Here is a 12,560-nt window from a genome sequence, read left to right as displayed (position 1 = left end):
CGCGGGTCACCACCGGGCCCCGGCGGGAGCTTCCGCCGGGGCCCGGTCACGCCTGTCAGCGATGACAGGACCTACGAGAGCGAGCCCAACGGGAACCGTGCCCCGCCGACGCCCTCCCGGCAGCGGTCGGCGCTGAGCGTTCCGGACAGGCCCGGCATGGCCGCCCAGGCGTCGTCCCGCAGCCTTTGCTGATCGGCTCGCTCCTGGCGGATGCTCCGCACCTCGCTCTGGAGCTGCTGCCACTGCCTGTCACGCCGGTCGCGAGCCGCTGTGCCCTGGGTGACGGCGTCCGCGGCCATCCGTTCTCGCGCCGCGGCCTCACGCACCTGGCCCTCGGTGGCGGTGAGCTGGTCTTGCAGGTCCCGCACCGTCCCGGCCGCGTCCTCCGCCGCTTCCTGTGCCACCGTGGCCATGCCCTGCGCGCGGGCCAGTGTCAGGTGGGCACGGTGGCGTTAGGCTTCCGCCTCGGCCAGGGCGGTGCGGGGATCGGGGACCGCTTCCGCCACCGGTTCTTCCGTGCCCTCGGTGGCCGGCCGGCTTTGAGCGGCCTCCTGGTGGACCTTCTGCTGGTTGACCTTCTGCCGGGCATCCAGCACGGCGTGCTCGGTGTGGGCGGCATGTTCCTCGGCCGCCGCGACCGCCGCCGCCCGGTCGGAGGCTTGGGTGTGGGCCCGCGCGAGGGCCGTCTCGGCGTCGCCGAGACGCTCGGCGAGGGAAGCGCGAGCGGTCCGGGCGGTGGCGTGTGCCGCGGCAGCCGTGGTTTGTGCCTCGGTCGCGGTGTCCAGCTCCCGCCGGGCGTCCGCCAGCTGCCGTTCGGCCTGCGCCTGCCGGGGCAACAGCTCCCTCTCCCGGGCGACTTGGTCGGCCTCGGCGTCGGTGGCGTCGGTGGCCGTGACGATCGCGGTGCGCAGCCGGCGCCAGGTGTCCTGGGTGGCCGGGGTGAGGTCGGCGAGTGAGCCGTCGGCGGCGAACGGCCAAAACCGCAGCCCTGTCGCTCCGCGCAGTACCAACTCCACCGGCCGGCCGGCCGCCGCCGCGGTGCGCGACCCCACGTACAGAGCGCGGGCCAAGGCAGCGGCGTCCGGGTCGGCGCCCAGGTGGAGCCAGAGCTGCGCGGCGCTCTCCTGCTCGTCCAGCCTCCGGGCCAGTACCGCCGGCAGCTCGGTGACAGGATGCGTCGCCCAGTTGCGCAGCGCCTCGTGCGGTTGCTCGGCGAGCATCGAGGGCAGGTCGTAGACCTGGGATGCGGTGCGTGGCCCGGTGACTCCGTATCCGAGCAGGTCCCGCTCGAAGACACGGGCGATGGCACTGCCGGTGACGTGCCGCGTCCCGCCCGGTCCGGTGACCGTCACCACGGTGTCGACCAGGGTCTCGTGGCTGCGCGTGACGGTCTCGGACGCGGAGGCGGCGGAGGAACCGGTCTTGAAGCGGTCCCAGCCGCCGTCGGCGGTTGCGGCGTTGCCTGTGCGGGAGAGCGGCTGCCGGTTGAGGACGGGCAGGGTGAAACTGATCAGGTGCAGGTTCGGCTCGTTGCCGCTCTGGGTGAACTGGTAGCCCAGACCGGCGGTCGAGGCCGCCGACGAGGCACTGCCGATCGAGCGCGATGTCACCCGCAGTCGGTCGACTGCGATGTCGGCCGCGTCGCTGATCGGCCGGGGGTTGTGCAGCGTCACCTGGAGGCGGGGCGTGGCCGGCTCGCTCTCGGCGGGCCAGGCACCGGGCATCGTGGAGGTCAGGCCCGCCGCCGTGCGCGGCATGTCGACGAGGATCTCCCCGGACTGTACGAGTTCACCCAAGCGCACCGCCGCCGCGTCCGGTGGCAGATCGGCCGGCAGGCCCCACGAAGCGGCGAGATCAGGCGCCACCGTCTCCAGTGCCTCGGCCAGCTCGCGAAAGGCGTTGAACTCGAACACCGGCGTCGCGCCGGTGGGGATCAGCTGGGGCCCGGCCACGAACGGGGGTTCGCCGAGCGGCAGCGGTCCCTGCGGCGCCGGCAGCCGTGGATCGGTCCGGGTGACGCGGGGCCGCACCGCCGGTGCGTGTTGGCGTGGCGCGACGGCCTCCGAGCCGGCGAACCGCAGGGCCACCGCCGCCGGGACCCGGACCTGGCGGGCGGGCCTGCCGCGCAGCAACCGGCGCAGCCGCTCGACCAGTTCGCCGCCGTCCCGCTCGGTCAAGGACAGGAAGCCGGACTCCAGGGCTCCGCCGACCAGGTCCGGTGGCCAGTCCTGGACGAGTTTCGAGCGCACCGTACCGGTGAAGGTGTAGCCGACGTCGTCGAAGTCCGCGGCGTTCTCGGTCCGGGTCCAATAGCCGTCCTCCGCCGAGTAGGCGGTACGCGAGGAGTGGCTGCGCGACCCGGTGCCGGACAGCACCGGGCCGGTCCGGTCGGTGTGGCCGGTGCGGCCATAAGGGCGCGCATACCGGGAGATGGGGTTCGCCGACGCCTGCAGGGAGCGGGTGACCGTCTCGGTCTCGGCACGGTTGTGGGGAGCGTGCGTGCTGATCTGGTCCAGGCCCGCCCCCTCGCCCGCGGGCCGGCCGCGGATCTGTCGCAGCGCAGGGCTCTGGCCCTCGGGCTCGGCCGTCAGAGCGATCTCCACCAGACGGCCGCCGTGCCGGAACCACAGGCTCGCCCCGCCTCGGCCCGGGAGCGCCCGCAGCTCGGCCGGCGCGGTCATGTCGGCGATGAGGGTGGCCACGCCGGGCCGATAGGAGAAGTGCTCGGGACGGGTCACGCCCGGCGCCTCCCGTTCGACCAGTGCGAGCAGTTCTCGCCGCATCCGGTCGCGGCTCTCGTGGCGCCGTATCGGGTCATCGAGCTGGGTGACCGACAGCACGCCGGTGAAACCCAGCGCGCGGGTGCGCACATAGCGGTCGGGCAAGGGCACCGTGGCTTGCGACGCCAAGGGCCGCGGTACGCCCGGCACGCCGGCGAACCAGCGCTCGAAGCGCGCCAGCTGCCCCTGGGAGAGCTGGAACCGCACGGCGCGCGGCAGGTCGATCGCGACCGTGATGCTGTCGCGGCCGCCCAGCCCGGCGCCGTTCAGGGCGACGTTGCGCGTTCCTTGGCGGAGGGTCACCAGCAAGGTGGCGTCGGCGCCGATGAGGTGCTGTTCACCGGACTCCGTCGCGATCCGTACGACCGAGGAGCCCGCGGACTGCTCACTGGTCCGCGCGGTGCGGTGGGAGTAGGTGCCCCGCACGCTGGGGTTGGCCTGCGGAGCCGTCCGCGCTGTGCCGTCCGAGGCCGGCGCGGGCGCCGACTGGAGTGCGGTCAGTGCGCCGCCGTACTGCTGGGAGGTGGTGACCGAGCGCGCCTTCGCGGACGTGTCCTTGGCGCCGAGATCGTTTTCCGCATACGTGCGGTAGGAGCCGTGGTGGGTGGGGTGGTGCAGGTACCCCACGATCTCCAGGGACAGCTTCTGGTCGGCGAGGAATCCGGGCAGGGTCAAACCTTCGATGACGTAACCGCCGTTGAAGATCTGCGCCGCGCGCCCGAGCAGACTGGCGACCCGCACCTGCTGGTACAGGACCTCACCCGCGAAGGCCCGCTGGTCGTCGGCGGCGGGGCCGGTCAGGTACCCCCACAGCCAGTTGCCGGGCCCTGTCACCGTGTCCGGCAGATGCCGGGCGGCCCCCTCGATCCACTGTCCGAACGTGCCCACGGCCGGATGGCCGGGATACGTGCCGGTGACCAGCTGCCGGAATGCCTCCTGGAGGGCCGCGCTGCCGCGGAAGACGTCCACGTTCACGTCGTCCGGCAGCCGCAGCAACCCCGGCTGGGGGCGCCCGGTGTCGTCCGTCAGGCGCAGCCGCACCAGGTCGTCGTCCTGGCCGCCGCCGGTGACGGGCGCGCGGACCTGGTGCCCTGCGGGCACGGCCGGGGGGCGGGAGGTTGCCGGGAGGGTGCGGGGGTTCGGCACGGCGAGGCGGACGCGTCCGGGGGCGGCCGTGGGTGGGGCGGGTTGGGGTCGTGGGTTCGCCTCGGCGTCCGTCCCGGGCGCCAGGTGGGGTGCCGGCTCGGTTGCGAACCGGGCCACGGGCTCCTCGGCGGTGCCTTCGTAGAGATCTAGCGTGAACAGGGCCGGGATGTCGAAGAGTTCGGTGCCTGCGCCGGTGGTGACGTTGAACGCATCGGTGCCGGCTGCGGCCCCGGCGCTCGCCGAGCTGTCGTGCGTCGCGCCGTAGGTGTAGTCCACGGTCGCGTCCAGCGCCGCGGCTCCTTCGGCGAGCGGGAAGCGCGGACCTCCACCGCCGCCCAGCGTGCCGCCGAACTGGTTGCCGCGCTGCCGGCCGGCGCGCGCCTCATGGGAACTGGAGCCCAGCATCTCCACATCGGGCAACCGCCGCGTGTGCACGGCGGGCGGCGGCCCCGCCTGTTCCTGCCCGGCGGTCGGGGTCCGGTCACGGGTGGCGGAGAACCGCAATTGCACGCGGCGTGTGCCTCCGCTCACCTGGTCGGGAAGGTCGAACCACAGGGGCCGGCCCCCGTCGACGGCGTCGGGCAGCGCGGCGGCCTGCCCGTGCCGGGAACGCAGTCGGGCGAACCTGCGCAGGTTCTCCAACTGCCGTTCGGCTCGCACCTCGTTGATGACGTGCTCGGGCGCGGTCGGCGGGAGAAATCCCTCCTGGCGCAACCACGTCTCGGCCCGGTCGAACATCGGCCCGGTGCCTTCGGCGGCGAGGGGCACGGCGGAGAATCCGATGCTCTCCAAGTTCTCCAGGTGCTCGGGCAGTCGGCGCAGCTCCTGTGGCGTGGGAGCGTGTCCGAGGGCGGTGCTCTGTTGCGTCAGCCGCAGGGAGACGCTGTCCGGCCACGGGCCGTAGGAGCCGGTGATCTCGCCGCCGCCGGAGCGGATGAGCGTGATCCGGTAGGTGATGTCCGCCGGTGCCAGCAGATGACTGCTGGTCGTGTAGAGGGCGTGCATCAGGGCGGCCGCGCTGCTGATGTTCAGCGCGTCACTGGACTGCCAGGTCGCGCCGGCCCTGCCCATGACGCTTCCACCGATGTGCTCGGCCGCGTCCGGATGGCCTGCCGCGTGGTCGGGGGTGAACATGGGCCCGCCGCTGCCGCTGAGCCCGACGCCGTTGCTGAGCTGCGACGACTGGTTCACGCCGGAACTTTCGGTGAGCCAGGACTCCAGGCTGAACTCTCCCTCCGGTGTCCGATCGGCCGGATCTTGGGGCAGCACGACGGCGTCGAGCCGGAGCACACCCACCGAGCTGCCGTCCCGGCCGAACAGCACCGGCGAGTGGGCACCGCCGTCGCGCTGCATCGGCAGACCGCCACGCAGCATCCGTTCGGAGAGGAACTCCTCCAACTCCGCCTGGGAGCCTGCGCCCAGATCGTTCAGTGCGGCGAAGTTCTCGTCCGCGCGCAGGTCCTCCAGCAGCCTGCCCGGATCGAGGACCTCGTCGACACCCCACAGCGGCAGGTCGTCAAGACCGGCCGCGGCGGGCAGCGTCCCGGGGCTTTCCCCGTCACCGAAGACCCGGTGTTCGGGGAACCAGACGGCCAGCCGTTCCCGCCCCTGCTCCGTGCCCCAGGCGTCCACCGGCGCGTTGCGGTCCGCGTCGACACGTATCTGCCAGCGGCCGGTGTAGTCCACCGCATGGGCCCGCTCGTTGGCGCGCTGCATGCTTCTGATCGTGAGGCCGTCGTGGACCGTCAGCGACTCCGAGGACTGGTGGTGCGTCAGGCTGAGCACGAGAGAACCGTCGAACCAGCGCAGGGGCCCGGCCGGACCGTTGTAGATCCCGATCCACGGGACGGGCACGGTCCGCATGGTGCCGGAGCCGGCGCTCCTGGAGGAGGACTGTCCGCCCTCGCCGTGCCGTTCCAGGGCCGTCCGGCGCGGCACCTCGCCCGAGGCGCCCGCGCGGGTGGGCAGCGCGGGGTCGGTCAGCCGCAGCCGGACGTCGACGGCGTGCTCCCGGCCGTCGACGGTGACGGTGACGCGGTGTCCGCGGGCGCTGCGTACCTGCGGCAGCTCCCGGCCGATCTCCGACTGGCTGAGCACGGCCGCGAGTTGCTCGCGCACCGCTGTCTCCTCCGTGCTGCCGGCCGCCACTCCCAGGCCGTCCAGTACCTGCTGGTGGAGCGCCCCGAGCAAGGCCTCGGACAGCGGCTCGTACGTCACGAGCCCCAGGGAGCCGTCGTGCCGCGCGCCGTAGGTGAGCGCGTACGGAGACAGGGTGCGCGGGGTCTCTTCATCCTCCCGCGGTCCGGCGGGGGCCACCTCGGTCCTGTCGTCGGCGGGCACGACGACGGATGCCGGTTCTTCCGTGTCGGTGTGGGTGTCCGTGCCCTGTTCGGCCCGTGGTTCGGGGGCCGTTGACGCGGGAGCGATGGTTTCCCGCGCGGGCGGGGGCGTAGTCGATGCGTCGGGTGAGTTGCTGGTCGACGGGGGAGCCGGGGCTGCCGGGCGGGGTTCGGGGCCGAAGAACACCGTGGGCCCCGAGCTGTCGGAGACGGCGGCAGCCGTCCGCGCCGGACTCTTTCCGGTCCCCGTGCCGAGAGCGACCGACGTGGTCGACGAGGTCGCGGAGACATCGGGACGAGTGCTCCGGCCAGGACGCGGGGCGTTGTCGCCGGACGTGGTGCCCCACCCGGAACCCGAGGTCTCGGCGGTGCGTGACACGTCGGGCCGCCGGGCCTTGCGGGCCTGGGCGGCGGGTTCGGTCGCCGCCCACCGTGCGGTGTGGGGGAGGGGATCCTCCTGCTGGAGGAGGACGACCGGGCGGCCGTCGTCGGGGCCGGTCGTCCAGGGGGTGCCGTCCGGGGTCAGCACGGTCAGACGCAGACCCAGTACAGGCGCTGCGACGGCCAGGGTCAGCCAGTCCGCGCCGTCCGGTCCCGTCCCGGTCCGCAGGACACGGACGGCCGCGTCCTCGGAACCACCGGAAGCGCTCGCGAGCGGGGTGCCCGAGGGCCCCGCCTGCTCGGTCACGGCGGGCCACAGCCTGCGCTCCCGCGGCGGCAGGCGCAGATCGCCGGCGAGCGCGTCGCCGAGCGCGGCCCGCAGCTCTTCCGGTCCGGCAGGCCAGCTGTGCCCGGCCAGCCGGCTGCTCTCACCCGGGGCGACGGCGGTCAGCGCGTGCGCCAGCGCGTCCCCCTCGGCCGGGACGTACAGCGGCACCAGGTCGCGCTCGAACAGCTGCGTCTCTTGGGAGGGAGGAGGCTGTTCGGCGGGGGAAGAGGTTCCTGTTCGTTCTGTTAGGGGTGCTTGTTCCGTCGAGTGCGGTTCGGTGGTCGTGGTCGCGGACGTGTCTGCGGGCGGTGTGTCGTGGGTGGTGCGAGTGGTGAGGGGGATGTGGACCGCGGGGTGGTCGGGGTGGGCGGGCACCATGTGGAGACCGGTGTCGGTGGGTACTGGTGTGTGGGGGAATGCCTGCGGGTCCAAGTGTGTCCGCACCGCGGTGATCTGGTCGATGTTCCCGATACGGCCGATCCAGCCGTTGTCGCCGCGCAGGAGCGCGCCCGCCTGCACGTGGATGAAGTCGTCACCGAAGCTGGTCCAGCCCAGCGGTGAGAGTTCGGTGCCGTCGGGCAGTCTGATCCACCCGCCCGGGTTCACCTCGTATCCCAGCGGTGTGGCGGACGAGCCTGCTCCGCCGACGGGCAAGGGAAGATCGAACCTGGTGAATGCTCCGCCGGTGCCCCCGGCACCGGCCTCCATCACCGCGGCGGGGCCGCGCAGGACACCTCCTCGGCGCGGTTGGGCCAGGGTGACGTCCCGGCCGATGTGCCACTGCTGCTCAACGGGCTCGATGCCGGTGTCCGGGGAGCCGCCCCGCAGGCCGTAGTAACGCCTGTCGTCGGGGTCGGCGGGTCCCATCACGTGTTCGTACATACCGGGCTGGCCCACGTACACACTCGGATCCACGGGGGCATAGGCGTACTGCATGTGATCGTCGAGCTCGGCCCTGTTGATCGTGCTGAGACCGAAGGCCAGGTAGTCGACGCCGTCCGGCTGGATCTGCACGGCCCGCGGTGAGATCTGCGGGTTCTCCCGCGTGCCGACCAGGAATGGGAAGGTGAAGGCCGGGTCCGAGGCCAGGATCGGCCGGGTGCGCAACTGCCAGGGGTCGACGATGACGATGTCGAGGGGCCGGTCGGGGAAGCCGATCGCGGTGAAGACGTGATCGACATAGGGGGCGATCGGACGGCGGGGGTCCTCGTCCGGCTTCAGGTTGAGGTCGACGTACCAGATGGAGGCGCCCGCGGGCAGCCGCTGCTGGTTGAGGAGGACGAACGCCATGGCGGCGTTCTCGCCGCAGTTGCCGGCCCCCGCCAGCTGGGCCTGCGCGGCGTTCTGCCCCAGCCACTGCTGGAGGGTGTCGACCGGCTGGCGGGAAACCCCGCGGGCGAAGGCGAGGATCTCTGCGTTCGCGCCACCGGTCGCCGCCCTGGAGGACGCCTGGTTGCCCGCTCCCAGCGATATGCGCCGGGGCACCTCGGCCAGCACGTTCCTGGCGATCGACTGCAACTGCTCCTGCGGTGTGGCCTGGACCGACGCAGACCGCGACCTCGACGACCTGTGCGCGCTCCGGTGACGCGAGCGGCCTTCTCCCTGACTGGACCGGCTGCTCTCCCTCCCTATCGCCGGTACGGGAGTACGGAAGGAGATCGGCGGCCGGGATGGCCGGATCACCCGCGCGCCCAACCGCCCGGCGCCTGAGGAAGACTCGGGCCGGCTGGACGAGCCGTACATGCTTGACCGGCGGTCACGCGTGGACCCCGGAGACATGTCCACGTCCATCTCCTCGTAGGGCCGCTGCGGCTCACGGCCATAAGCCCGCTCCTGCCGTTGCTGCTGCTCGCGGTCGTACGCACGCTGCCGCTCGCGCTCATCTGCCCGTCTGCGCTGCTCGCGGTCGTACGCACGTTGGCGCTCGAGTTCATCCGCCCGCCTCTGCTGCTCGCGGTCGTACGCCCGTAGCCGCTGCTGGGAACGCCACTGCTGCTCGACCAGGTCGGCGAGCTCGTCGGCACCCCGCGATGCCCGCCGTTCCCGACGGGGCGGAGGCCACGCGGACGCCTCGTCGTCCATCTCCATCGCCTCCGGGTAGCTCCGAGACCACGAGGGCATACCACCGGGCAGCGTGAACGGGCGACCAGTCACGACCGTCTGTGCGATCGCCTCCCCACGCTGACGAAGCGTCCCGCGATCCCGCAGCGAATCAGGCAACTCCGCATGCAGGCGGGCGATGTCCGACGCCGTGACCGGGGCATCCGCGTGCTTCAGCCGCTGCAACTCGCGGCGCACTTCATGAACCAGGGCCTGACCGCCCAGCTCGCCCTCATCCGTCAACTCCCCGATCTCCTCCTGCCAGACCCGGGAGGCGGGTGGCTGCCCGGTCTCCGGGTCGGCGGTCGTCGGGAGCCGTGGAGTGTCGGCGGACTCCGCGGTGTCGCCTTCCTTGGCCGGTGTCGTGGGTGCCGTCGCGTCCGGCACCGCCGAGGTGACGGGTTCGCTCTCAGGACGCGACCGTCCCGGAGACAGGTGAGCGGAGTCGGGGACGAGGGAGCCCAACAGGGCCCCCGCCGGCAAGTGGCCCGCGCGCAGGTGTTCCGCGGCGACCAGTTCCACGACTTCGTCGGGTCGCGCGACGACGCCCGACGGGTGCCGGCCCGGTGCTACCTGCTGGATGCGGTCCCATACGGCGCGTTCGGACCATTGGAGGGACTCTTCCCTGCGGTCCGGCGGCACGGTGGGGTCGTCGAGCCGTGCCCGGGCGGCGTCGACGTCGAATCGTGCCGCGCCCGGGTGACGGTGGCTGGGCGGGGGAACTTCGGTGTGAGGGTGTACGCCCGTGGTCACGGCCGTGTCCGTGCCTTGACGCGAGATCGGGGGTTCGCTGGTTTCCCGGGTGGGGCGGGTGCCGGGGGCTTCGCTGGTTTCCCGGGTGGGACGGATGCCGGGGGCCTCGCTGGTTTCCTGGGCCGGACGGATGCCAGGGGCTTCGCCGTGCTCGCGCTCCCTGCCCGACCGTGAGTTCGTCCCTGCGTCCGGGGCCCAGTCCGGCTCCGGCTCCGAGGTACGCGGCGTCGCAGTGACCCCATGACGTTCACCCGGGATGCGCTGCTCCTCGTGCTCTTGCGTGGACCGGCCCGAGCCCGGCCTGGTCATCTCGGTGCCGGAATCCCCGGAGCCGTTCGGCCGTCCCATGCCCGTGCCGGGCTTGTCCTCGCCGCGGACCGGTACCGGCTGGGTCGAGCGAGTCCCCGTATCGCCCGTGGGCCGTGACGAGGTGGAGCTGTCCCCGGTTGAGCCGGTACCCGGGCCGGTGCCCTGGGAGCGGTGGGGGACGTCCTGCCGTGCATGAGGATCGGCCTTCGGACCGCCCGCATTCTCGGCGGTCTGCGTCTTGCCGGGGGAGGGCGGGCGGACACCGCTCCCGCCGGGGTGGCCCCCCTTCTGAGGCGTGCCCGGGGGATCGCTCGGCGTGTGGGTTGTGGTGTAAGTGGCGCTGTCGTTGCCGTAGTTGGGCCGCAGGCTGCCCGCACCGGAACCCGGACCCCTGCCGGCACCCGACGGCGTCCCGGAGGGAAGGTCGTTCATCGTGAAGGGCCGGTCGTAGCCGGCACCCTTGCGCGAGGACGGCTTGGGGACGACAGGTCCCGTTTCTCCGTCCGTCGCCCTCACTGTTCCGTCGGGGCGAGGTGTGGTGAAGCCGTACGGGTCCTTCTGGCCGTCACCCAGAGTCCGTCCCGCGCCTTTGAAATTCGAGCCGTCCGTGTCCGTGTCCGGCGCGTGCTGTTTGGGCGGCGGAGTGGGACCGACCCTTCTGCCGTCGTCGAGGCGTTGTCCTGGGCGGTCGAGTGGTGAGGTGGTGCCGTTTGCGCTGTGGGTGTCGGTGTTTGTGTCGGGTGTGGGTTGTTTGGGCGGTGGGGTGGGGGCCACCTTTTTGCCGTCGTCGAGGCGTTGTCCTGGGCGGTCGAGTGGTGAGGTGGTGCCGTTTGCGCTGTGGGTGTCGGTGTTTGTGTCGGGTGTGGGTTGTTTCGGCGGCGGGGTGGGGCCCACCCTCTTCCCGTCGCCGAGGCGCTGTCCCGGCCGGTCGATCGGCGACGTACTCCCGCTGCCGCCGTGGGGGTTGCCGCCGTTGGGCTCAGTGTCCGTCGCATGTTGTTTGGGCGGGGTCCCGTGCGAGTTTCGTACGTCACCGGGCAGATGGCGTCCTGGGCCGTGCGAACCCCAATCAGCGGTTTTGCCGCGCGATCGGCCGGGGGGTGGGACCGGGTTGTCGCGGCCCTTCCCTCCGGGGGCCCCGCCACCGAGCTGGGAGTCCGGGGTGACCCGAGAGCCGTCGGAGGAGCCGGCCGCGCGCTTGGTGACCGGCGGGGGCGAGGTGACGCCTTCCCCGGAGGCGCCGGGACGTGTGGCAGCCGGAGGCTGCGGGGCGCCGCCTCCGCTTCCACCGCGTGCCGCCGGGCCTGGCGTGGGGGCCGGGGCCGGGGCAGGAGCGCCGGTGTCCTGCGACTTCACGCGGCCCGGTACCGGCGTGGGGGGCGGCGCCGTGGAGGAGCCGTCACTCCTTGCCGGCGGGGAGGGCATACCCACGTCAGCGGATCGGCCACCGCCGCCGGACCCGCTGTTGGTGGGGTGGGCCTGTGTGGCGGCGTCCCCGCCCCTGCCGCCGAGCGCAGGGGGAGTGGACGCCCCGCCTGTGTTGCCCGAGCCGCCGGGGGCCGGGAGGGAGTGGTCGCCGCCCGGTAGCCGGGACGGGGGCGGGACCGCGCCGCCCCCGTCACCGCCGGGTACGGGTTTGGAGCCGACCGGGGTGACGCCGGGAGGCGCGGTCGACGGCGGGGCGGTGGTCCCGGGATTGGGTTTGGGAACGCTGGGGTTCCCACCCCCGAAGTGCCGGCCCGCCATGCCGCCGCCGTGGGCGCCGAACGCCGCGCCGGAGATGGCGCTGATGGCCACCGTCCAGTCCGCTTTGAAGTCGGTACCCGCGATCTCGGCGCCCAGCGCGCCCACGCCCATGTCGAAGGCCACCTCGCTCGCGGCGCCGGCGACAGCGCCGCCGCCCACGCCCACGATCGTGCTGCCCACGCTGCCGAGACGGCCCGCGATCGTGGCCAGGACAGGGATCAGTCTGGCCAGCAGAGAGCCGATCAACGCCAGCAGTCTGCCCAGGAGCGGACCGAGGCCGATGAGGACGAGGCCGCCGAGGATGCCCAGGATGTTCGCCCACATGGCGGCGTTGAGCTGCTTGGCGTACTCCTCGGCCGCCGCGTACAGCTCGGCGGCGTAGCGGTTGATCGTCTGGCCGATCGTCCAGGCGTTCTCGGCGGCGGCGTCGACGGTCTTGGCGAGCCCCTCGTTCCAGGCGCGGCGCGCCTCGTTGCCCGCCGCGCCGGTCATGCCGATGCCTTCCACATGGCCGTTGACGGCCGCCCGGCGCTCGTAGAGGTCGTCACCGAGCTGGATCCAGGCATTGCCCAGAGCGTAGATCTCGGCGATCTTGATGTCGCCGAGTACGGAATCCGCGTCAACCATGGTGCTGCCGCCCTCCCTGGGCGTTCGGTGCTCGACGGTCGCCGGTCAGGC

2 protein-coding genes are annotated in these 12,560 nt (G+C 72.8%); both read right to left on the bottom strand.

What is annotated here, in order from left to right; translation table 11 throughout:
* Window positions 1-71: 71 nt before the first annotated feature.
* Window positions 72-413, bottom strand: a complete 342-nt coding sequence (locus QBL25_RS01875; protein ID WP_409055178.1) for a hypothetical protein — start codon at window positions 411-413, stop codon at window positions 72-74.
* 39 nt (window positions 414-452) lie between these two features.
* Entirely contained in the window at window positions 453-12,509 is a 12,057-nt protein-coding gene (locus QBL25_RS01870) for a hypothetical protein (RefSeq protein WP_409055177.1), read from the bottom strand.
* Window positions 12,510-12,560 lie beyond the last annotated feature (51 nt).

This window comes from Streptomyces sp. SYP-A7185, from assembly GCF_046103685.1.
GTDB lineage: Bacteria > Actinomycetota > Actinomycetes > Streptomycetales > Streptomycetaceae > Streptomyces.
This window is presented reverse-complemented; position numbering and strand designations above follow the sequence as displayed.